The sequence below is a fragment of the Amycolatopsis sp. WGS_07 genome, assembly GCF_045278895.1.
In the GTDB taxonomy this organism is placed as follows: Bacteria; Actinomycetota; Actinomycetes; order Mycobacteriales; family Pseudonocardiaceae; genus Amycolatopsis.
The window spans coordinates 4,683,039-4,704,545 of record NZ_CP136053.1 but is presented as its reverse complement, the minus strand read 5'-3'; the positions used below and the strand labels follow the sequence as shown (position 1 = coordinate 4,704,545).

Genomic DNA, 21,507 nt, shown 5'->3' with positions numbered 1-21,507 from the left:
GGCCCTAGCCCCGGCCCCGGCCGAAGCCTCAGGCAAGCCCGCCGTCGCCACTCACGAGCCAATCCAGCCGAGCGCCAACCCCGCCCGCGACCACCTAAATCTTGCCCCTGACCAGGCATTCGCCACTAAACGGCAACGCCCCGACAGCCCAGGTCAGCGACAAATCGACACCACCCCCGGCATCCCCACGCCAGCTGACTCCAGCGTGTCAACGACACCGCTTGAAGCGCCTCAGCGAGCCAGCGGGGGTCAGCGCCGTCAGCGAGTCAGAACGATGACCACCACAGACGCCGCCGCGGCCAGCAGCAGCGAGATGAGCCCGAGCGGCAACGGCCGCTTCCGCCACGGCGTGTTGCGCTCCAGCGACAGGGTGCCCGCGCCGGTGAAGATCAACGTCAGCGCGCACAGGCCCAGCAGCAGCTCGTACTCCCAGCCCTGACCGGTGCCCTGGAAGAAGCCGCCGTGGAACTTCGCGTAGACGATGTTCGCGGCCACGCCCAGCAGCCCCGCCGCGGCGAGCGGCGTGAACAGGCCGACGATCACCAGCGCGCCGCCCGCGACCTCGGTGATGCCGGTGATCCACGACAGCAGCGTCGTCTGCTTGTGGTACCCGAACATCTCGAGCACGTGCGCGAACCCGCCGACGCCCGGTCCGCCGAAAGCGCCGAACAGGTGCTGCAGGCCGTGCGCACCCATGATCACGCCGAGCCCGAGGCGCAAGACGAGCAGGCCGAAGCCGAGACCGCCCTGCCGCGGTTCGTCGTAGTCGTTGCCGGCAGAGTCCTCGACACCGGACAGCACGCTGGTCTGGTAGTCGTCCCCTTGAGTGGTCACGCGGCGAAGATTAGGGGATTCAGCCGTGACCCGCGAGCGAGCACGCCGAGGTCAGGGGCTCTTTCAGGGTTCACCCTGAGTGCCAGGCCGACATTCGGGAAATGATCAGTATTCGCCGCGCACGAGATTTCCAGGTAGCTCGCCACCAGCGTACCGGGCGATCTCCGCCGCAGCCACCAAATAAGCGCGCCGCCGGACTCCCCGCACCGCTCCGGCCACGTGCGGCGTCAGCACGAAACCGGACGCCGTCCACAGCGGATGATCCGCGGGCAACGGCTCGGGATCGGTCACGTCGAGCGCGGCGCGAAGCCTGCCCGCCGAGAGTTCCGCGGCCAGCGCGTCAGTGACCACGACCGGTCCTTGAGCGGCGTTGACCAGCACCGCGTCGTCACGCATCGCCGCGAGGAATTCGGCGTCCACCATGCCCCGCGTCCGCGACGTGAGGGGGACCATCATGACCACCACATCGTGGGACGGCAGCAGCTCCGGCAACTCATCGACACCGTGCACACCCTCGCGCGCCGACATCCCGACCATCGTGCAGCGGACATCGAACGGCTCCAACCTCCGCCGTAACTGCCGCCCGACGTCACCGGCCCCGACGATCAGCACGCGCTGACCCTGCAAAGTGTCGGACGGCAACTGTTCCCAACGCCCGGCCCGCTGCGCCGCCGCGTAAACGTCCAGATTCCGGTACATCGACAGCAGCACGCCGACCACCCACTCCGCTATGCTGCCGCCGTGCGCACCGCGACAGGTGGACAGCAGCACGCCGTCCGGGACGCGGCCCACCCAGTCCTCTGCGCCAGCGGTCAGGAGCTGCACCAGCTTGAGGTTCGGCAGATCGCGCCAGATGTCGTCGCCCACCGAATCCATGGCCGGAACGAGCACCTCGGCTTTCGCAGCCTCCGGCGGCAGCGGACGGCCCCATTCGTAGCGCACTGTGTGGACGAGGGGGATTTCGGACAGCACGGCGACGCCCTCGTCGTCCGGGACCAGCACGGTGACTGTCATGATCACCACGGTAGCCACTTACCAGTGGCTCACGCCGCGCCACCTAGGCTGGGGAATCATGCGTACCCGGTACCGGTGGTCGGCGCCGCTGGCCCTCCTCGCCTGCGGCGGCCTCGTGCTTTCCGGCTGCGCCCGGTTCGACGACACCGCCGCCGGCCAGACGTTCACCCCCGCGCCAGTGCCGAGCCCGGAGTCTCCACCGCATGTCCAGGAGCACGGCGACGGCTCCGGCAACGGCCCCCGCTCCGGCCCGGCGCAAGCGTCTCCTTCTCCGGTTCCGCCTCCGCAGGGCTGCAAGGACTTCGACAAGGCCGTCATCGCCACCTGCCTGGACACTGTCGCCGCCGTCGCCGGACTTCCCGGCGAAGGATCCGCGCCCGCCGCTCTCGCCGGCGAACGGAAAACCGGCCGGGTCATGCTGGCCGGCTCCGGGCACGACGCGACGTCGTTCGCGCAGCTGGACGTCCAAGCCGACGGCGACGGCGGGCTCACCAGCCTGGCGCTGTCGCCCAGCTACGTCGAGGACCAGCTGGTCTTCGCCTACATCACCACGGCGTCGGACAACCGAGTCGTGCGTTTCGCCAAGGGCCAGGCGCCGAAACCGGTGCTGACCGGGATCCCGAAGGGCGCGACCGGCAACCGCGGCGCTCTGGCCAGCGACGGAAGCGGCGCGCTTCTCGTCGCGACCGGCGACGCTGGCAACCCTGCCGCGACCTCGGACCCGAACTCCCTGGCGGGCAAGGTCCTGCGCGTAGACGTGTCCGGAAAGCCGGCGACCGGGAACCCCAAATCCGGATCCGCCGTCTACGCCTCGGGCCTGCACTCCCCCGGCGGCATCTGCCGTTCGCCCGACGGCAAACGCACCTGGGTGACCGATCACCCGGCCAACGGCCCGGACGCCGTCTACCGCCTCCAGCCCGGACAGCCGCTCAGCACGCCCGCCTGGACCTGGCAGGACAAGCCCAGCCTGGGCGGCTGCGTCGATTTCGTCGACGCGAACGGCATCCTCGGCATCGCGTCGTCCACAGGCATGCAGAACGTGCCGGTCAACAAGGACGGCGCGGTCACCGGCAAGCCCGCGGTCACCCTCGACGGCAAGAGCAAGGCCGCCACGACGTACGGCCGGCTCTCCGCCATGAGCATGATCAACCCGCAACTGGCTGTCGCGGGAACCGTCAACAAGGACGGCGGCAAACCAGTCTCCAGCGACGACCGCGTGGTCTTGATCGTGGTGAGCGACACAGGCGGCGGCCCGGGCAAGGACTGACGCCGGGAGCGCCTGCCGGGCCGTTCCAGGGTCCGGCATACCCGTTCACCTGCGATTAGCCGTTTTGCGGCGACAGCCGATCCGGTCACCACAGCGGCGACCGGCCTCGCTCCAACGGCCCGGGTCCCCCGCTCGTTGCTGCAGGGCGACGGCGAGTCCGGCCGGAGTCGCCAGTAAACGGCGACGACCATCAAGCTGGCACCCAGCGTGCCGCCGATACCGGCCCGGTACCGCCCCGACTGCCGTCGCCGTTCAACGGCAACACCCGCGAGAACCGTCGCTGGGCCCATTCGCCGCCCAACGGCAAATCCGCTATCGAGCGGCAACCAACCCCGAACCGTCGCCACTCGACGGCAAATCCGCAGGATGCCTCTCGGCCTGACGCCCCTGTCGCCACCAAACGGCAACCCCGCTAGCCAGCCGCGACCAACCCTCCGTCGCCACTAGACGGCGACCGCGAACCCCTGAGCACCTCGTCGCCACTAAACGGCGAATCCGCGAAAAGCCGCCTCACCCAGGGAACATCCCTGTCGCCACTCAGCGGCGACGACGAGAAGCCCGGCTTTCCGCCCGAGCCGCGCGGATGTCCACGATCGCCACCACGACCGACCCGACCGCGAACGCCATCGCCAGATACCGTCCGACCCCGCCCGAGATCGACACCCCGGCAGCGTCCAGGAACGCACGCTGATCACTGTCGAACACCCAGTCCAGCGTCGTCCAGCCGATCACCATCAGCAGCACCGTCGCCAGGCCGCCCACCAGCCACAGCTGCGGCAACCCGCTCACGCGCGCCTTGGTGACCTGCCCGAACAACACGACCGCGAGCCCCACCACGGCCAGCAGCAGCGGCGGACCCCACGAGAAGAGATCCGAATGCCACGCCGTGCGGACGACGTCGCTGTGCGGCAACGTCCCGAACGCGTCGCGGACGTCGGGCGTCGCGGTGTCCGCTGACAGCACCGTCCAGGGCAAGGGCGTCGACCCGACCGCGAGCAGCCCGGCCGCCAGGCCGAGCCACTCGCGCCAGGTGACGCGTCGGAGCGAGAAAGCCACTCAGGAACCGACGCGCTCGATGATCAGCTCGCGCACCCGCTTGGCGTCGGCCTGGCCCTTGGTCGCCTTCATGACCGCGCCGACGATCGCACCGGCCGCCGCGACCTTGCCGCCGCGGATCTTGTCGGCGATGTCCGGCTGCGCGGCCAGGGCTTCGTCAACGGCGGTGAGCAGCGCCGAATCGTCGGAAACGACCTTCAGGCCGCGCTTCTCGACGACCTCGCGCGGCGAACCTTCGCCCGCGAGAACGCCCTGCACGACCTCCTTGGCGAGCTTGTTCGTCAGCTCCCCAGAGGACACGAGCCCGATCACCTCGGCGACCTGCGCCGGCGTGATCGCCAGCCCGGCCAGCTCGACCTCGCGCGCGTTCGCTTCCTGCGCCAGCGTGTTGACCCACCAGCCGCGCGCCTCGTCCGGCGTCGCGCCGGCCTCGACCGTCGCCGCGACGAGGTCGACGGCACCGACGTTCAGCAGGTCGCGCAGCGCTTCGTCGGAGAGCTTCCACTCTTCCTGGATCCGCTTGCGCCGCTCCCACGGCATCTCCGGCAGCGTCGCGCGCAGTTCCTCGACCCACTCGCGCGACGGCGCGATCGGCACGAGGTCGGGCTCCGGGAAGTACCGGTAGTCCTCCGCGGTTTCCTTGGCGCGCCCGGACGACGTGGTGCCGTCGGCCTCCTGGAAGTGCCGCGTCTCCTGCCGGATCGACCCGCCTTCGGCGAGAATCGCCGCCTGGCGCGTCATCTCGTACCGCACCGCGCGCTCGACGCTGCGCAGCGAGTTGACGTTCTTCGTCTCCGTGCGCGTGCCGAATTCCGTGGCGTCCTTGGCCATCAGCGACACGTTCGCGTCGCAGCGCAGCGAGCCCTGGTCCATGCGGACGTCGGACACGTCGAGCGCGCGCAGCAAGTCACGCAATGCGGTGACGTACGCGCGCGCCACCTCGGGCGCCCGCTCGCCGGTGCCGGTGATCGGCTTGGTGACGATCTCGATCAGCGGCACGCCGGCGCGGTTGTAGTCGAGCAGCGAGTGCTCGGCGCCGTGGATCCGGCCCGTCGCGCCGCCGATGTGCAGCGACTTGCCGGTGTCCTCCTCCATGTGCGCGCGCTCGATCTCGACGCGCACGACCTCGCCGTCGTCCAGCGTCACGTCGAGGTAGCCGTCGAACGCGATCGGCTCGTCGTACTGCGACGTCTGGAAGTTCTTCGGCATGTCCGGATAGAAGTAGTTCTTCCGGGCGAACCGGCACCACCCCGCGATCTCGCAGTTGAGCGCGAGACCGATCCGGATCGCGCCCTCGACCGCCTTGCCGTTCACCACGGGCAGCGAACCGGGCAGCCCGAGGCAGGTCGGGCACGTCTTGGTGTTCGGCTCGCCGCCGAACTCGTTGACGCAGCCGCAGAACATCTTCGTGTTCGTGCTCAGCTCCACGTGGACCTCGAGCCCGAGCACCGGGTCGAACCGCTCGATGACCTCGGCGTAGTCCATCAACTCGGCCACGGCAGTCACTTCGTTCCTCCCAGCTCCGGAGCCTGGTGCACGAGCGAGCCGCCGGCAGCGGCGTCGCGCGCGGCCTCGTACGCGGCGCCGACGCGGTACAGCCGGTCGTCGGCGAGCGCCGGGGCCATGATCTGCAGGCCGACCGGCAGCCCGTCCTCGTCGGACAGCCCGCTCGGGACGCTCATCGCGGCGTTGCCCGCGAGGTTCGACGGGATGGTGCACAGGTCGGCGAGGTACATCGCCATCGGGTCGTCCACGCGCTCGCCGAGCTTGAACGCCGTGGTCGGCGTCGTCGGCGACACCAGCACGTCGACCTTCTCGAAGGCCTGGGTGAAGTCGCGCGTGATGAGCGTGCGCACCTTCTGCGCGGAGCCGTAGTACGCGTCGTAGTAGCCCGACGAAAGCGCGTACGTGCCGAGCATGATGCGACGCTTCACTTCAGCGCCGAAGCCCTTCTCACGCGTCAGCGACATGACTTCTTCAGCGCTGTGCTGACCGTCGTCCGAGACGCGCAGGCCGTACCGCATCGCGTCGAAGCGCGCGAGGTTCGACGACGCTTCGCTCGGCGCGATCAGGTAGTACGCCGGCAGCGCGTACGTGAAGTGCGGGCACGACACCTCGACCACTTCAGCGCCGAGAGCGCGAAGCTGCTCCACAGCGGCCTCGAACGACCGCAGCACGCCCGCCTGGTAGCCGTCGCCGCCGAACTCCTTCACGACGCCGACGCGTACGCCGGTCAGGTCGCCCTTCGCGCCTTCGCGCGCCGCGGCGACAACCGGCGGCACCGGTGCGTTGATGGACGTCGAGTCCATCGGGTCGTAGCCAGCGATCGCTTCGTGCAGCAGCGCGGCGTCGAGCACCGTACGCGCGCACGGTCCGGCCTGGTCGAGCGAAGACGAGAACGCCACGAGGCCGTAGCGCGACACTCCGCCGTACGTCGGCTTCACGCCCACAGTGCCGGTAACGGCACCTGGCTGGCGGATCGAACCACCAGTGTCCGTACCGATGGCGAGAGCCGCTTCAAACGCCGAAATCGCCGCGGAGGAGCCACCGCCCGAACCGCCCGGGATGCGCGCGTGGTCCCACGGGTTGTGCGTCGGGCCGTACGCGGAGTTCTCGGTGGAGGAGCCCATCGCGAACTCGTCCATGTTCGTCTTGCCGAGGATCACGACGCCGGCTTCGCGCAGCTTGCGGGTGACGGTCGCGTCGTACGGCGGCAGCCAGCCCTCGAGCGTGCGGGACCCGCAGGTCGTCGGCACGCCCTTCGTGGTCAGCACGTCCTTCAGCGCCAGCGGTACGCCCGCCAGCGGCGACGCGGGCTGCTCGCCCGCGGCCAGCTGCTCGTCGACCGCCTTGGCCGCGCCGAGCGCGCCTTCGGTGTCGACGTGCAGGAACGCGTGCACGTGGTCGTCCACCGCGGCGATGCGGTCCAGGTGCGCCTGCGCGACCTCGACCGCGGACACCTCGCGCGCGTGGATCTTCGCCGCCAGCTCGGCGGCGGTCAGCTTGACGAGTTCGCTCACTGTTCTTCTCCCAGGATCCGCGGCACCCGGAACCGGCCCTCTTCGGCGGCCGGCGCGGCGGCCAGCGCGTCCTGCTGCTCGAGGCTGGGCCGGACGGTGTCCTCGCGGAAGACGTTCGTCAGCGGCACGGCGTGCGAGGTCGGCGGGACGTCCTCCGCGGCGACTTCGCTGACCTTCGCCACCGAGTCGAGGATCTGGTCGAGCTGGCCGGCGAAAACGTCCAGCTCGTCGTCGGTCACGGCCAGCCTGGCCAGCCTGGCGAGGTGTGCGACCTCGTCTCGGGAAATGTTGGGCACGCGGGTGACTCCCGGGGTGTGCTGTGCGGGTGCTCTCGGAAGCTGCAAGTCTATGGTGACGGCGTTGGACGGTTCGACCGGGTTATCGGGCCGCGGGCGCCGGGCAGGGCGTCCCGCTTGCCGGACGGCGGGCCCCCGCGGGTACCCGGTCTGTCACAATCGGCGCCCGGCAAGCGCGTCCCACGACAGGGCTGGGACGCCTGAGGCGAGAGGGGCGCGTGGTGTCGTTCCTGATCCGGGTCCAGCTACCGGACTCCCCCGGCACCCTCGGCGCGGTCGCGACCGCGCTCGGCACGGTCGGGGCCGACATCCTGAGCGTGGACGTGGTGGAACGCGGCGGCGGGCTCGCGATCGACGACCTCGTGGTCGAACTCCCGTCGGGCCGGCTGCCGGACGCGCTGATCACGGCGGCCGAGAGCGTAGAAGGCGTCGAGGTCGACGCGGTGCGGCCGTATGCGGGGATCCTCGACACGCATCGCGAGCTGGAGCTGGTCGAGGAGATCGCCGCCCAGCCGAAAGCCGGGCTGGACCTGCTCGCCGAAGGTGTGCCGAAGATCATCCGCGCCGGATGGGCGGTGATCGTCGAGCACTCGGAGTCAGGACCCCGCCGGCTGGCTTCGTCGAGCGCGGCTCCGGAGAACCCGTTCACGGACTTGCCGTGGCTGCCGCTGGAGCGCGCGACCGTCCTGGACGGCGAGGACTCCTGGGTTCCGGAAACGTGGAAGGAACTGGGCACCGAGCTGGCCGCGACTCCGCTGGGCAAGCCGGGGAAGGCGATGCTCGTCGCTCGCCCGGGCGGGCCCAACTTCCGTGCCGCGGAAGTCGCCCGGCTGGCTCACTTCGCCGGGATCGTCGCGGTGGTCCTGGACGGCTGACCCGGGTTTTGGGTCGGCTGTCCTGAAGTGCTCTGGATGGCCGAGCTGGGAGCGCTTGGCGAACCAGGCATTTCGGGCTTGATTGATCAGTCTGGTCGAATGCGGTCTTTGTCAGTGGTTCCGATTCAGGCGTTCGCCGCGCACGAACGACTGCGAGTCGTTTTGTCCTCAAGTGCAGACAATCTCCCCCGAGAAGGTGAATGTCGCCCGGCGTCAGCATTTGTCGGCATAGAGGGTGACGACCGTGCCAGCGGAAACCACGGTTCCGGGCTTGGGATCCTGCCCGGTCTGGCACCAGTTCCGGTCGATGATCATCATCCGCTTCTTCCCGGACGAGTCGACCTCGCGGAGGTTGTACAGCCCAGCCGCCTGCATGGCGTCCTGCGCGTCCTGATGGTTCATACCGGACACGTCCGGGACTTTGATCGTCGCCGGCTTTGGAGCACTGACCGACGCGCTCGCGGATTCGATTGCCGTCACCGTCTGAGTCGTGACCGTCGTTGAAGTGCCACCGGGCTGTGGCGCAGCGTTGCACGCGACGGCAAGAAACGCAGCCGCACCAATTACCGGAGCGGCGGCTTGGACGAGCTTGGCCATGATCACGCTTCCCCGAGACGAGTCAGTACTTCACGCGTGACAGCTTGAGTCGAAGCCAGACACCCGGACGTTACAACCCACACTCCGTAGCAACTCACCAAACAGACCCGACATCCATAACCGTCCATCAGCGACGGCCACGACCGTTCACCCCGGATAACACTCATCACCAGAGCACGCGAAGAGCACCCGACAGCTCCCGAAGGAAGCCAGGACGAGAGTTCGCCATCCGTCGCCACTCAACGGCGAATACCCGCGGCGAACCCCGTCCAACGCTTTCGCCAAAAAACGGCAAAAGACTCTGACCTGCGAGAACGACCCGTCAGAAGTCGTATTCGTACGCGATCAGATTGACCCCGGGATGCGGATGCCAGTCCCGTCCGGGCAACCGCCGGAACCCGATCCGCTCGTAAAGCCGGTGCGCCTTCCGCATCACGTCGAGGCTGCTCAGCACCACCCGGTCAACGCCGAGTTCCCGGCCGCGAGCCAGCACCGCCTGAGTGAGCGCTTCGCCAACCCCTCGCCCGCGCGCCGCCTCGGAGACCGCCAGCATGCGGAACTCCAACTCCCCCGGCTGGGAAATCTCGGACAGCTCGCTCCCCGGCTGAACGATCGCGACCGACCCGATGACCTGCCCGTCCGGATCGACCGCGACCAGCAGTTCAGCGTGCTGCGCCCGCCCGGCGACGTCGCGAAGTTTCGCCTCGTACGTGGAATCAGCCTCGAAGAATCCCTCGATCCGGTAAGCCTCGACGGTCACCTCTCCGAGCGCGTCGAACTCTTCCCGCCGCGCCGCGCGGATCTCCACCTCACTCATCGCCGCCCTCAGCCTCCTCGTCCGCGCCGGTGTCGAGCGCCAGTTCCGCGGCCGCTTCCGGACCGCTCTCCAGCAGCGCCCGGAACCCGTTCTCGTCCAGCACCGGCACCTTCAACTGGACGGCTTTGTCGTACTTCGACCCCGGCGAGTCGCCCACGACGACAAACGCCGTCTTCTTCGACACGGACCCAGCGGCCTTGCCACCGCGAGCCATGATGACTTCTTTCGCCTCGTCCCGGGAAAAACCTTCGAGCGAACCGGTCACCACGATCGACAGCCCTTCGAGGTTCCGCGGGATGGACTCGTCGCGCTCCTCCTCCATCCGGACCCCGGACCGTCGCCATTTTTCGACGATTTCCCGGTGCCAGCCGACCTCGAACCATTCCTGCACGGCGTGCGCGATGGTCGGGCCTACGCCGTCGACGTCCGCGAGTTCCTCCTCGCTCGCGTCCTGAATCCGTTGCAGCGAACCGAATTCCCGCGCGAGCGCCTGCGCCGCGGTCGGTCCGACGTGCCGGATCGACAACGCGACGATCACCTTCCACAGCGGACGGTCCTTCGCCGAATCGAGATTCGCCAAGAGCTTTCGCGCGTTCGCCGACAGGTCGCCTGCCTTGGTACGGAACAACTCCACCTCGGCGAGCGAATCCTCGTTGAGGTCGAACACGTCGCCCTCGTCGGCGACGACCCTGGCGTCGAGCAGCGCGACCGCCGCCTCGTACCCGAGCACCTCGATGTCGAACGCGCCGCGGCCGGCGAGGTGGAACAGCCGTTCCCGCAGCTGCGCGGGGCAGAACCGGGTGTTCGGGCAGCGGATGTCCTTGTCGCCTTCCTTTTGGTAGGCGAGTTCCGTTCCGCATTCCGGGCACTCGGTGGGCATCACGAATTCGCGCTCGTCACCGGTCCGCGCGTCGACGACGGGACCGAGCACCTCGGGAATCACGTCGCCGGCCTTGCGGATCACGATCCGGTCGCCGATCAGCACGCCCTTGCGCTTGACCTCTTCCTGGTTGTGCAACGTCGCCCTGGCCACCGTCGAGCCGGCGACCTTGACCGGCTCGGTGACGGCGAACGGCGTGACCCGCCCGGTGCGCCCGACGCCGACCTGAATGTCGAGCAGCGTCGTGATCGCTTCTTCCGGCGGATATTTGTAGGCGATCGCCCACCTCGGCGCGCGCGACGTGGTGCCGAGGCGGCGTTGCAGCGCGACCTGGTCGACCTTGATCACGACGCCGTCGATCTCGTGCTCGGCGTCATGCCGATGTTCACCCCAGTAGGCGATGTGCTCGGTGAGTTCCTTGCCAGTCCGCAGCACTCGCGTGTGCGGTGACACCGGCAGTCCCCAAGCCGCCAGCGCGTCGTAGGCATGCGATTGTGTGACCGGCTCGAACCCGTCCCGCTTGCCGAGACCGTGACAGATCAGCCGCAGCCGACGTTCCCGAGTGATCTTCGGGTCCTTCTGCCGCAACGACCCTGCGGCGGTATTGCGCGGGTTCGCATACGGCGGCTTGCCCGCTTCGACCATCTTCGCGTTGAGTTCGAGAAAATCCTCGACGCGGAAAAAGACCTCGCCGCGCACCTCGACGAGCTTCGGCACCGGGAACTCGTCCGTGCCGGCGAGTTCGTCCGGAACCTGGTCGAGGGTGCGGATGTTGAGCGTGACGTCCTCGCCTGTGCGCCCGTCGCCGCGGGTAAGGCCCCTAGTGAGCTTGCCGTTTTCGTAGAGCAGGTTGATGGCCAGGCCGTCGATTTTCAGCTCGGCCAGGTACTCCGTGGCCCCGATTTCCTTCTCGACGCGCTCGACCCAGGCGAGGAACTCGTCGGTGTCGAACACGTTGTCCAGGCTCAGCATGCGCTCGAGGTGGTCGTGCGCGGTGAACTCGGTGGAGAACGTGCCGCCGACGTTCTGGGTCGGCGAATCCGGCGTGACCAGCGCCGGATACTCGTCTTCGATCTGCTGGAGGTCGCCGAGGAGCGCGTCGAACTGGCCGTCGGAGATGATCGGCGAGTCCAGTACGTAGTACCGGAACTGATGGCCGCGGATCTCCTCGGCGAGCGCGCCGTGCCGCTCACGCACGTCGGCCGGCACGTCGGTCACGTCCTGGGCGGCCTCCACGGCCGCCTGGTCTGGGGGAAGGTCGGTGCTGCTCACGGGTGGTGAGCCTAGCCGGAGGCACCGACACTTTCGTCCGGTTGGCCGGTCAGCCCGCGGACCAGCTCCCGGAACTCCAGCAGATCGATCGTGCTCTCCGGTTCGGCCTCGGCGGTCTCGACCCGGCGCAGCCGCTCAGCGGCCAGACGCTCGCCCAGCGTGGCGTCGAGCGGCAGGAACGTCATGGTGGTGCGGGCGGCCTCGTCGAGGTCCGCGAACGCGGGATGATGGACCGCGACGTCGACCACGCCGTCGTCCACCTGCGCGACAACCCGGACGTCGGCCAGCGAGATCCGGTGCTCGCCAAGGTTCACCGTCACCTCGGTCGGATCCGGGACCGGCGGAACCGAATCGTGGTACTCCCAGATCGCGTCGTCCGGCGGCCCGGCCGCTTTCCACGCGTCGGTGTACGGGCGCAGCTCAGGGTCTTCCTGCCCGCTGACGACCAGCGCGTAGATAGCCCTCCGACCGCGTTCGAGGGAGAAGTGCAGCCGCGGGTGCAACGCCTCGACCAGCACGCACAGGTCGTGCTCGACGCGATGCGGCTCTCCTTCGCCCAGCGCGGCACTGACCTCGGGCAAAAGGTCGTACCAGCCTTCCCAGAACGCGGCCGCCGCAGCAGCAGCGTCGGACGGCACCTGCTGCTCAGGCCACGGCGTACGGGGATCTGGCGGCGCGGCCTCGGTGTCGGCTTCCGAGCGGCGACGACGGAACAAACGCATGATTCGGAATTTCCCCCGGTTGTCTCTCTCCACCAGCCACGGTACGCGTCACGTCAGCGGCGCGTCCCCGAAATCACCAGTTCTCAGGCGGCTCCACGAACCCTTTGCCCAGGTCGCGACTAAGAGCGAGCGCCCGGCGCATCCACTCGTTCGTGGCACCGGCCAGGCCGCAGGCGGGAGTCGGAACCGCACGCTCGGCCAGGATCGAGCGATTGAATCCCAGCCTGTCCACAAGCTTGAGCGCCGGTGCCGCGAGGTCCTTCAACCCCGGCGCAGTCGCCGGGTCAGTGGCCGGAACAAGGCCAAAGAAGAACGAAATACCGCTGTCCCAAGCCTCGCCAATCTCGTCCAGAAGCTCGGCGGGCGCCCCAGCGAGCATGCTCATGTCGAACGCGACCGCACCAGCGCCCGCAGCCCGGAACAGCTTGATCGGCGGGCGCGGAGCGCAACAGTGGACGATGACCGGCTGCCCGGTCATCACGCCGATCCGTTCGATCGTCGAGGAGAGCAGCTCCCGGACTTCCGGCTCAGGCACTGCGGGAACGTTGCCGTAGCCCGACGGCGTCGGCAGCTTTCCGCCGAGAACAGCGGGCAGCGACGGCTCGTCGAGCTGCACCACCACCGGCGCGCCGGTCCGCGCCGTCAGCTCCGCGACGTGCTGAGCAAGCCCGTCGAGCAATGACGCCGTGAAGTCCCGCAACGCCCCGCGGTCAGTGAGCACCCGATGTCCCCGGGGAAGCTCGATGCCCGCGCCGAGCATCCACGGCCCGGCGATCTGGGCCTTGAGGACCGCTGGCGCACCCGCGTTCTCACTGGCGGCTTGGAGCGCGTCAAGGTCCCATTGGAGCAGGTCACGCCCACGACGATGGTCGTGACCAGGCCGCCCGGCGACGCGGTAGCCGCTCGGCACCACCTCGATCGCGAGGTCCACGAGCAGCGCCGCGGTCCGGCCGATCAGGTCAGCGCCGACGCCGCGAGCAGGCAGTTCAGGCACATGAGGGAAGCCGGGAAGCTCTCCGAACACCACGGCCGCGGCCTCGACGGGGTCGGTCCCCGGCATGGACCCGATTCCCGTTGCCGCGCCCGCAGGCCAAGGTCGTTCACTCACAATCGGGATTGTCGCGGAACGGACGGCTGCGGTCCGAACCGCCCCTTCGGACAAGCTTCACCCGACCGCGCGGCAATAGCCGGACATTCGCCGCATATCCCTTTGCCTGCACCGAATTCGCGGTCGCCGCGTTAGTCTGGATCGCCATGACCAGCTCCGCCCCGACACCGTCCGGCAAAACACCCGGTGACGCATCCGCCCGGGAGCCGCAGCGGGGCAGCATGCCCGGAACACCGCACCGCCGGGCTCCGAGCCGCTCCTTTGAGCGGACTCTTTTCACCGAGCCGGTCCTTTTCGTCAGCCGGGAGACGACGCCGACAGCCGCTGGCCAAGAGTACGGCGTGTTCGACCGCCAGGGCCTCCGCATCGGCGGAGTCGCGGTCACGACGCCCGGTTTCCTCCGCAAAGCCAGCCAGCTGCTGCGGAAATCCAACCAGTACGTCAGCCGCCGATTCGAAGTCCGCGACGCGAACCAGAGCACTGTCCTCAAGGTAGCGAAACCGTCGAAGGACCCGCTGGCTCGCTTCGTCGTGACCCGCGCCGATGGGACACCGATAGGCGAAATAGCCCCGACCGACGCCGGCCGAGTCCGCTTCGCCCTCCGCGCTGAAGGCAGGACAATCGCCACCGTCGTCGCCAGTGGCCGGCAACCCTGGGAAGTCACAATCGAGGATCCCGCGGGCACCAAAGTCGCCCACGTCGGACACCCATCACCGGAACTTTCGCCGGTAAATGGCAACGCCTGCCTCGTAGAGATCCCGATGCAGGTCCCCGAGCCGCTGGCCAGCATGCTCGTCGCGACGACCCTGACCATCGACATCGCGCTCACCGCACAGTCCGGCTGATCACGTGACCGGTGTCTCATCCCCGCCAGGTGGACAGCGCCCGGAATACGGCCCAATGTAAGGAAAGTCCGGGACACCGAGGTCCCGCCTGGACGGAGGTCGCCGTGGAGCCGTTGCCCGAAAGCAGCAACTCAAGCTGGGCCGATCCCGGGGTCTACGAAGTAGCCGCGGGCGTCTACCGGATCCCGTTGCCATTGCCGAACGACGGACTGCGCGCGGTCAACGTTTACGCCGTCACCGACGGCTCGAACCTCGTGCTCGTCGACTCAGGGTGGGCTCTCACCGAGTCTCGCCAGTTGCTGGCGAACGCGCTCAAAGCGATCGGTGCCGAACTCGGTGACGTTCGAGAGTTCCTCATCACCCATGTCCACCGCGACCACTACACGCAGGCAGTCGCGCTTCGGCGCGAATTCGGCAACCGGATCGCTCTCGGCAAGCTCGAGCAGCCCTCGCTCGACGCAAGCGCCAATCCGAATCAGTTTCCGATGCAAGCCCAGCTCGACCTCCTTCGTCTCAGCGGCGGACAGCCGGTCATCACCGCCCTCAGCAAGCTGTTCGGCTCGGAACCTCGCCACACAGAGGCGAATCTTTGGGAAGAGCCGGACGAATGGCTGACGCCTGGCCGGCGATCGGCGCTCCCCGACCGCGAGTTCGACGTGGTCCACACCCCGGGACACACCAACGGGCACGTCGTTTTCGTCGACGGCGCAGCCAACCTCTTGTTCACCGGCGACCACGTACTCCCCCACATCACTCCGTCGATCGGCTTCCAGCCGGTTCCGGCCGAGTTGCCGCTCAACGACTATCTCGACTCCCTCCGCCTGGTGCGCGGCATGCCGGACCGCCGCATGTTGCCAGCCCACGGCCCAGTCACCGACAGCGTGCATGCCCGCATCGACGAACTGCTCGAACACCACCGGCAACGTCTCGAAACGATGGCAGCTCAGATCGAAGCCGGCGCGAGCACTGCTTTCGAAGCCGCCAACCGCCTCGGCTGGACCCGTCGCGGCCGCAAACTGTCCGAAATGGACGCCTTCAATCAGATGCTCGCCGTCCTCGAGACCGGCGCACACCTTGATCTGCTGGTCTCGCAACACAAGCTTGCAGCCGAAGACGTCGACGGCATTCGCCGCTACAAGACCACGTAGCTGCCGACAACTGATCATTCACCCGATGGAATACTGATCCGCCATGCCTCCTATCGCTGTGAGACGCGCTCGACCCGACGATGTCGAAGCGATCGTCCAGATGCTCGCGGACGACCAACTGGGAGCGACCCGCGACTCGCCAGCCGACCTGGAGCCCTACCTGCGAGCGTTCGAAACCATTGCAGCAGACCCAAATCAGCTGCTCGTAGTCGCAACCTCAAACGATCAGCCGGTAGCCACGCTTCAGCTCACGATCATCCCCGGCCTCGCGCGGCGCGGAGCACTTCGCGGACAAATCGAAGCTGTGCGCGTGCACCGCGATCACCGCGGGTCCGGCCTAGGTGCACAGCTCATGCAATGGGCCATCGACGAATCACGGCGACGCGGCTGCAACTTAGTCCAGCTCACCTCGGATAAGACGAGGGCGGCAGCGCATCGCTTCTACGAGCGCCTGGGTTTTGTCCCAAGCCACACGGGTTTCAAGCTGCATCTCTGATCACTCCCTCCCGGCAGCTTCAACCGTCCCGCACCCAACCGCCCGACTTCCACCGTGCCAGAGTTGTCACGCAAAAGCCAAGCAATCGCACGATGGGTCCCTTCGCGCAATTTAGCTGACTGTACTCGGATAGATGCGTATCGTGACTTCCATGAGCAAGTCATCCGCAACGGCGAGCCACGCCGATCAGACCGATAACACCACCGAAACCGCAGACCTCGCCTTCCTGCTTCGCACGATGCACGCGAACCTCGACCTTTTCGATCGCTTGCAGACAGACCAACTGATGACTGCAGTGAAGGACGCGAACCGCCAGATCGCCCGGCTGCAGGCGTTGCAGCTGCATTGCATGGCAGGCATGCGAAGACGAAGATCAGACCCGCAAGAACTGGCGTGCGAGTTCGCGCTCGCCTTGCACATCACCGACACCCGAGCCGGAGCGATGATCGCTGCTGCCGAGGCCCTGACCCAACGTCTGCCGCGCACGTTCCGCCTGATGGATCAGGGACAGTTCGACATCTATCGCGCGATGAAGGTCACCGAGGGCACCAGTCAGCTGTCCAACCATCATGCACGGATGGTCGACTACCTGCTCGAACACCGACTAGCGGACAAGAACCCCACCCAAGTCCGCAAGGCAACCGCTTACGCCGCAACGAAAATCGATCCCGCCGGTGCGATGAACCGACTAGCTCAGCGAAGAGCCGAGCGCCGCGTCATCCTGCACCACCAGAGCGAAGGCATCTCGCGGTTCTCCATCGACAACGCCTCGGCTGACAAGGCAACAGCGGCCTACCTCCGTGTCGACAAGATCGCTCGATCGCTCAAGACGGGTGAGGAGAAGCGAACCCTCGATCAGTTACGCGCTGACGTCGCGATCGATCTTCTGCTCAGTGGCAAAGGAGGTGCCCCAGAGCAGACCGAGGTGTACCTCTACACCGATCTGCAGACCTACTTGGGGCTGAACGACAATCCCGCCGAACTGGCCGGACACGGCCATATCCCGGCCGAACTAGCCCGGCACATCGCTACTGGCCCCGACACGATCGTCCGCCGGGTCATCACCGATCCGCTGACCGGCCAGGTGATCGAGGTCGGCAAGTTCCGGTACCGGCCGAGCATCGACGTGGATGAGTTCGTACGGATCCGCGATCGCGAGTGCCGACAGCCCGGATGCCCGCGTCCTGCACAGAACTGCGTAACGGAGCCGACTGGGACTGCCTCCGCGGACACAGACTCGACGTTGAGCTACTGCCTTCGCCATCGGCGCCTGAAGAATCGAGCCGATTGGGCCTACGAAGTCCTGCAGGACGGGAAGCTCATCGTCACGACACCGACCGGAGAGACGGCTGAAAGCTCGCCTCCGCCGTTGCACGATCCTCAGCCCGAGCCAGAAAGACCAGGAGAGGAACGCCTAGGCGCATAAGGAGATCAGCGCGTGCCTGAGATCTTGGCACTACCGAGCACAAGGTCGCCCGCCTGGTCGTCTCGCCGATAAAGGACAACGACCTGGCCCGGTGCCACACCGCGCAACGGCTCGCGCAGCTGGATGGAGACCTGTCCGTCTCCGTCCACTTCAGCGACCGCGTCGGCGATGCCTCCGTGCGCGCGGACCTGGACGGTGCACTCGGTCGGCCCGTCCAAGGCTCGCCCGCTCGGCCAGATCGGCCGATCCGCGTCGATAGCCTCGACGCCGAGATCCGCCGACGAGCCGACCTTCACCGTGCCCGAAACAGGTTCGAGCGAAAGGACATACCGAGGCCGTCCATCAGCAGCCGGCGCATCGATCCCAAGACCCTTGCGCTGGCCCACAGTGAATCCGTGCACACCGGTGTGCCGCCCGAGCACCGCGCCCGTCTCCGCGTCGACGAGTTCGCCGGGACGCTCGCCGAGCCGCTTCTCCAAGAACTTCTTGGTGTCGCCGTCCGGAATGAAGCAGATGTCGTGGCTGTCCGGCTTCCGCGCGACGGAAAGCCCGCGCTGCTCCGCCTCGGCACGCACATCCGACTTCCAGGAGTCGCCCAGCGGAAACATCGCGTGCTGAAGCTGCTCTGGCTGCAGGGAAGCCAGCACGTACGACTGGTCCTTGCCTTCGTCTGCGCTCCGACGAAGTTCCAGTTCTCCGTCGACCGTCGCTAGGCGCGCGTAGTGGCCTGTCGCGACGGCGTCGAAACCGAGGGCAAGCGCCTTCTCAAGCAGTGCCTCGAACTTGATCTTCTCGTTGCAAGTCACGCAAGGGTTCGGCGTGCGGCCGGCGGCGTACTCGCCGACGAACGTCTCGACGACCTCTTCGGTGAATCGCTCCGCGAAATCCCAGATGTAGAACGGGATACCCAGGATGTCCGCGGCGCGGCGAGCGTCGTGCGAGTCCTCGATCGTGCAGCAGCCGCGCGAACCCGTTCGCAGCGTGCCTGGTTGGGCCGAAAGCGCCAGGTGCACTCCGACGACGTCGTGGCCTGCGTCCACTGCGCGCGCAGCGGCGACGGCCGAGTCGACTCCTCCGCTCATTGCGGCCAATACCCGCATTGCTTTACACCTCTTGCTTCTGCGTCTGCTTGCGCATGCCGGCGAGACCGGCCTGTCGGGCACGGGTGACAACGCCGCCGATCTCGCGGGCCAGCGTGTGCACGTCGTCCAGTGTCGACGTGTGGCCAAGCGAGAATCGGAGCGAACCGCGGGCCGCAGCGGCGTCTGCCCCCATTGCCAGGAGGACGTGGCTTGGCTGAGCGACACCTGCGGTGCACGCCGAGCCGGTGGAACACTCGATGCCCTTGGCGTCCAAGAGCATCAACAGGCTGTCGCCCGCGCAGCCGGGGAAAGTGAAGTGGGCATGGCTCGGCAGGCGCTCGCCGTCGCGGCCGTTCAAGATCGCGTCCGGGACCTCGCGCAGGACCGCTGCGACGAGTTCGTCGCGCAGCTTTTCGACCCGAGCGGCGTACTCCGCGCGACCGCTGATCGCTGCTTGCACCGCAGCTGCGAAGCCGGCGATCGCCGGGACGTCGAGGGTGCCCGAACGCACGCTCCGCTCCTGGCCACCACCGTGGAGGACGGGGACGCACGATGTGTCGCGGTCAAGGAGAAGCGCGCCGACGCCGTACGGGCCGCCAAGTTTGTGACCGGTCAATGTGAGCGCGGCGGCACCGGATGCGGTGAAGTCGACCGGAACTGCACCGACCGCTTGGACTGCGTCCGTGTGCAGGGGAATCGCGTATTCGTTGCAGACCTCGGCGAGAGCGGCGATCGGGTTGACAGTGCCGACCTCGTTGTTCGCCCACATCACCGTTGCCAGGGCGACAGTCTCCGGTGCCGAATCGATCGCGGCGCGGAGCGTTTCCGGCGACACCCTGCCTTGGTCGTCGACCTCGAGCCAGGTGATCTCGGCACCGGAGTGCTGCTCCAGCCACTCGACCGTGTCGAGAACCGCATGATGCTCGACTGTGCTGCAGAGGATCCTCCGCCGAGCCGAGTCCTCGCTGTTCCGGGCCCAGAAGATGCCCTTGACCGCGAGGTTGTCACTCTCCGTACCGCCACCGGTGAAGATGATTTCCGACGGCCGAGCCCCCACGGCGGCGGCGATCACCTCGCGCGCTTCCTCGACGGCCCGCCGTGCCCGCCGCCCCGAAGAATGCAGCGCAGAGGCGTTGCCCACGGTGGACAAAGCCTCAGTCATCGCCGCAATGGCTTCGGGCAGCATCGGAGTGGTTGCCGCATGGTCGAGATAGGTCATCGCTCTATCAGGGTAGACCGATGCGGCCTGTGACGAAGCTCGCCCCGGGCCGCGGAGTGGCACGTCACACCTGTTTCGGCCACCTGCTCGTGAACCGGACGCCGAGCAGCGCTAGCAGGACGAGGGCGACGCTGAGGAGTCCCATCGCGGCGGAAGGCTGGGCAGCGGACGCGACGGCGGCCAGGAGCACCCCGCCGAGGCCGATGAGCAGCGCCGATCCGACCCAGTCGGCAAGCTGCATGGCGGACGTGTTGAAGCCGCGCTCCCCTTTCGGCGAGTAGCGCAGTAGGAGGACCGAGATGGCGGGCATCGCGATGCCCATCCCCGCGCCGCCGACCGCACAGACAGCGAAAGCCACCCAGGCGGGGAACCACGGTTGAGCGACGAAACCGAAGCCGACCAGGCCTATCGCGACGAGCGCGAATCCGGTGCGCAGCGACGCCTCGCGGGACCAGTCGAGGAACCTGCCCTGGAGGGCCGACGCGGCTGACCAGCCAAGCGCGGTGATGGTCAGCGGCAGGCCGGCGAGCGCAGGGCTGTAACCGTGGACGGCGGTCATGGTCAGCGGGAGGTACGCCTCCATGCCTGCATATGCGCCCGCGATCAGGGCCCTGGAGGCAACCACGGTGGGCAATCCGGGGCGAGCGGTCATGGTTCCGGCTGGCAGGAGCTTGCGTAATGCGACGGCTAGCGCCACTAGGCCCAAAGCTCCGTACGCGATCGCGGCAGGTGACGGGTGTTGCGCAGCCCAGCTGAGAGCCGCAACTCCGAGCGCAGCGACCACTGCGGCCACGACACCCGCGCGACGTCCGGCTGTCAGCGGCACGTGGGCGGGCAATCGGCGGGTGATCTTGCTAAGGAGAAAAACTCCGATCCCGACCAGCGGGAGCAGGCCGAGGAAGACCCAACGCCAGCCGACGGTCACGGTCACCAAGCCGGCGACTGAGGGGCCAATAACCGCAGGGAGGACCCAAGCGGCCGCGTTGGCCGCGTAGATGACCGGGCGTTCACGATCGGTGAATGTCAGGGCGATCAGCAGCGAGACGGACACCAGCAGAAACCCTGAACCGAAGCCCTGCAGCGCACGACCGATAAGAAGCATTGGCATCGAAGTGGCGACACCGGCGACGGCTAGTCCTGCAGCAAACAGGACTGGTCCGACCAGGAGGGCCGGAGCGGGGCCTCGGCGATCGCCCAGTCGTCCGGACAAGACCGTGGCGACGACGCTGGCCACCAAGAAGGTCGTGAACGGCCAGGAGTAGAGCGCCAGACCGTGCAGTTCGGCGACCAGCGTCGGCATCGCGGTGGCGACGCCCATGTTTTCAAAGGCCACCAACGTGACCACAAGCAGCAGGCCGACGGTGACAAGACGGTGTTCGCGGCTCCAAAGGACACTCTTTCGGGGCTGCGCTTCGACGGTCTGGCTCATGATCGTGAGCCTGCAACCTCCAGCGCTGTGGAGGTCAAGTCACCTTCTGGGGCAGCAGGGGGTGGAAGTGAGGGTCCCGCGATGATGTTGTGCGCCTCGAAACG

The 21,507-nt window shown here is 67.7% G+C and carries 20 protein-coding genes; 6 read left to right on the top strand and 14 right to left on the bottom strand.

What is annotated here, in order from left to right; all coding sequences use genetic code 11:
- Window positions 1–258: 258 nt before the first annotated feature.
- Both RPX00_RS22285 and RPX00_RS22280 read right to left on the bottom strand, forming a co-directional pair.
- On the bottom strand, window positions 259–834 hold the full coding sequence (locus tag RPX00_RS22285; RefSeq protein WP_406642106.1) for a DoxX family protein: 576 nt from the start codon (window positions 832–834) through the stop codon (window positions 259–261).
- A 105-nt stretch (window positions 835–939) separates the two neighbouring features.
- Window positions 940–1,848 (bottom strand): 2-hydroxyacid dehydrogenase, encoded by a 909-nt coding sequence (locus RPX00_RS22280; protein ID WP_406642104.1) that lies wholly within the window; start codon window positions 1,846–1,848, stop codon window positions 940–942.
- 58 nt (window positions 1,849–1,906) lie between these two features.
- Between RPX00_RS22280 and RPX00_RS22275 the strand changes: the two genes are divergently transcribed.
- Window positions 1,907–3,115 carry a PQQ-dependent sugar dehydrogenase gene (locus tag RPX00_RS22275; RefSeq protein ID WP_406643045.1) on the top strand — a complete coding sequence of 403 codons (1,209 nt, stop codon included), beginning with the start codon at window positions 1,907–1,909 and terminating at the stop codon, window positions 3,113–3,115.
- Window positions 3,116–3,652: 537 nt separating this feature from the next.
- Here RPX00_RS22275 and RPX00_RS22270 read toward each other — a convergent pair.
- Genes RPX00_RS22270 through gatC form a run of 4 tightly spaced genes read right to left on the bottom strand, consistent with a single transcriptional unit; the run spans window position 3,653 to window position 7,487 of the window.
- On the bottom strand, window positions 3,653–4,171 hold the full coding sequence (locus tag RPX00_RS22270) for a hypothetical protein (protein WP_406642102.1): 519 nt from the start codon (window positions 4,169–4,171) through the stop codon (window positions 3,653–3,655).
- Window positions 4,172–5,677: an Asp-tRNA(Asn)/Glu-tRNA(Gln) amidotransferase subunit GatB gene (gene gatB / locus RPX00_RS22265; RefSeq protein ID WP_406642100.1), complete on the bottom strand. Its 1,506-nt coding sequence runs from the start codon at window positions 5,675–5,677 to the stop codon at window positions 4,172–4,174.
- Window positions 5,674–7,191, bottom strand: a complete 1,518-nt coding sequence (gatA, locus tag RPX00_RS22260) for an Asp-tRNA(Asn)/Glu-tRNA(Gln) amidotransferase subunit GatA (protein ID WP_406642098.1) — start codon at window positions 7,189–7,191, stop codon at window positions 5,674–5,676. Before gatA ends, gatB begins: the two co-directional genes overlap by 4 nt.
- Entirely contained in the window at window positions 7,188–7,487 is a 300-nt protein-coding gene (gene gatC / locus RPX00_RS22255) for an Asp-tRNA(Asn)/Glu-tRNA(Gln) amidotransferase subunit GatC (protein WP_378310203.1), read from the bottom strand. The genes gatA and gatC overlap by 4 nt, the downstream gene beginning before the upstream one ends.
- A gap of 221 nt (window positions 7,488–7,708) precedes the next feature.
- Here gatC and RPX00_RS22250 point away from each other — a divergent pair, with 221 nt between their 5' ends.
- On the top strand, window positions 7,709–8,362 hold the full coding sequence (locus RPX00_RS22250; RefSeq protein WP_037367388.1) for an amino acid-binding protein: 654 nt from the start codon (window positions 7,709–7,711) through the stop codon (window positions 8,360–8,362).
- Window positions 8,363–8,575: 213 nt separating this feature from the next.
- On the opposite strand, the gene RPX00_RS22245 is transcribed toward RPX00_RS22250, so the two are convergent.
- The 5 genes from RPX00_RS22245 to RPX00_RS22225 form a co-directional block, all read right to left on the bottom strand.
- Window positions 8,576–8,959 carry a PASTA domain-containing protein gene (locus RPX00_RS22245; protein WP_406642096.1) on the bottom strand — a complete coding sequence of 128 codons (384 nt, stop codon included), beginning with the start codon at window positions 8,957–8,959 and terminating at the stop codon, window positions 8,576–8,578.
- A 322-nt stretch (window positions 8,960–9,281) separates the two neighbouring features.
- Complete coding sequence (locus tag RPX00_RS22240; protein ID WP_406642094.1) at window positions 9,282–9,776, bottom strand: GNAT family N-acetyltransferase; 495 nt, start codon at window positions 9,774–9,776, stop codon at window positions 9,282–9,284.
- Complete coding sequence (gene ligA / locus RPX00_RS22235) at window positions 9,769–11,928, bottom strand: NAD-dependent DNA ligase LigA (RefSeq protein WP_406642093.1); 2,160 nt, start codon at window positions 11,926–11,928, stop codon at window positions 9,769–9,771. Before ligA ends, RPX00_RS22240 begins: the two co-directional genes overlap by 8 nt.
- Window positions 11,929–11,939: 11 nt before the next feature.
- Window positions 11,940–12,650, bottom strand: coding sequence for a hypothetical protein (locus tag RPX00_RS22230; protein WP_406642091.1), 711 nt, complete (start codon window positions 12,648–12,650; stop codon window positions 11,940–11,942).
- Between the two features lie 73 nt (window positions 12,651–12,723).
- Window positions 12,724–13,758, bottom strand: coding sequence for a methionine synthase (locus tag RPX00_RS22225; protein WP_406642090.1), 1,035 nt, complete (start codon window positions 13,756–13,758; stop codon window positions 12,724–12,726).
- A gap of 146 nt (window positions 13,759–13,904) precedes the next feature.
- Here RPX00_RS22225 and RPX00_RS22220 point away from each other — a divergent pair, with 146 nt between their 5' ends.
- The 4 genes from RPX00_RS22220 to RPX00_RS22205 all read left to right on the top strand — a co-directional run bounded on the left by RPX00_RS22220 (window position 13,905) and on the right by RPX00_RS22205 (window position 17,673).
- Window positions 13,905–14,603 carry a hypothetical protein gene (locus RPX00_RS22220; RefSeq protein WP_406642088.1) on the top strand — a complete coding sequence of 233 codons (699 nt, stop codon included), beginning with the start codon at window positions 13,905–13,907 and terminating at the stop codon, window positions 14,601–14,603.
- Between the two features lie 104 nt (window positions 14,604–14,707).
- Complete coding sequence (locus RPX00_RS22215) at window positions 14,708–15,751, top strand: MBL fold metallo-hydrolase (protein WP_406642086.1); 1,044 nt, start codon at window positions 14,708–14,710, stop codon at window positions 15,749–15,751.
- 43 nt (window positions 15,752–15,794) lie between these two features.
- The gene (locus RPX00_RS22210; protein ID WP_406642085.1) at window positions 15,795–16,247 is read left to right on the top strand and encodes an N-acetyltransferase family protein; all 453 of its coding nucleotides are present in this window, start codon (window positions 15,795–15,797) and stop codon (window positions 16,245–16,247) included.
- A gap of 151 nt (window positions 16,248–16,398) precedes the next feature.
- Window positions 16,399–17,673, top strand: coding sequence for a DUF222 domain-containing protein (locus tag RPX00_RS22205; RefSeq protein WP_406642083.1), 1,275 nt, complete (start codon window positions 16,399–16,401; stop codon window positions 17,671–17,673).
- Between the two features lie 5 nt (window positions 17,674–17,678).
- On the opposite strand, the gene mnmA is transcribed toward RPX00_RS22205, so the two are convergent.
- The 3 genes from mnmA to RPX00_RS22190 form a co-directional block, all read right to left on the bottom strand.
- A complete protein-coding gene (gene mnmA / locus RPX00_RS22200; protein ID WP_406642080.1) occupies window positions 17,679–18,773 on the bottom strand; it encodes a tRNA 2-thiouridine(34) synthase MnmA in 1,095 nt (364 codons plus the stop codon).
- A 4-nt stretch (window positions 18,774–18,777) separates the two neighbouring features.
- Window positions 18,778–19,974: a cysteine desulfurase family protein gene (locus RPX00_RS22195; RefSeq protein ID WP_406642079.1), complete on the bottom strand. Its 1,197-nt coding sequence runs from the start codon at window positions 19,972–19,974 to the stop codon at window positions 18,778–18,780.
- 64 nt (window positions 19,975–20,038) lie between these two features.
- Window positions 20,039–21,403, bottom strand: a complete 1,365-nt coding sequence (locus tag RPX00_RS22190) for an MFS transporter (protein ID WP_406642077.1) — start codon at window positions 21,401–21,403, stop codon at window positions 20,039–20,041.
- Window positions 21,404–21,507 lie beyond the last annotated feature (104 nt).

Coding starts and splice junctions, on each gene's coding strand:
- RPX00_RS22280 (WP_406642104.1), bottom strand. CDS start 1,848: ATGACAGTCACCGTGCTGGTCCCGGACGACGAGGGCGTCGCCGTGCTG.
- RPX00_RS22275 (WP_406643045.1), top strand. CDS start 1,907: ATGCGTACCCGGTACCGGTGGTCGGCGCCGCTGGCCCTCCTCGCCTGC.
- RPX00_RS22245 (WP_406642096.1), bottom strand. CDS start 8,959: ATGGCCAAGCTCGTCCAAGCCGCCGCTCCGGTAATTGGTGCGGCTGCG.
- RPX00_RS22240 (WP_406642094.1), bottom strand. CDS start 9,776: ATGAGTGAGGTGGAGATCCGCGCGGCGCGGCGGGAAGAGTTCGACGCG.
- RPX00_RS22230 (WP_406642091.1), bottom strand. CDS start 12,650: ATGCGTTTGTTCCGTCGTCGCCGCTCGGAAGCCGACACCGAGGCCGCG.
- RPX00_RS22220 (WP_406642088.1), top strand. CDS start 13,905: ATGACCAGCTCCGCCCCGACACCGTCCGGCAAAACACCCGGTGACGCA.
- RPX00_RS22210 (WP_406642085.1), top strand. CDS start 15,795: ATGCCTCCTATCGCTGTGAGACGCGCTCGACCCGACGATGTCGAAGCG.
- RPX00_RS22205 (WP_406642083.1), top strand. CDS start 16,399: ATGAGCAAGTCATCCGCAACGGCGAGCCACGCCGATCAGACCGATAAC.
- mnmA (WP_406642080.1), bottom strand. CDS start 18,773: ATGCGGGTATTGGCCGCAATGAGCGGAGGAGTCGACTCGGCCGTCGCC.
- RPX00_RS22195 (WP_406642079.1), bottom strand. CDS start 19,974: ATGACCTATCTCGACCATGCGGCAACCACTCCGATGCTGCCCGAAGCC.
- RPX00_RS22190 (WP_406642077.1), bottom strand. CDS start 21,403: ATGAGCCAGACCGTCGAAGCGCAGCCCCGAAAGAGTGTCCTTTGGAGC.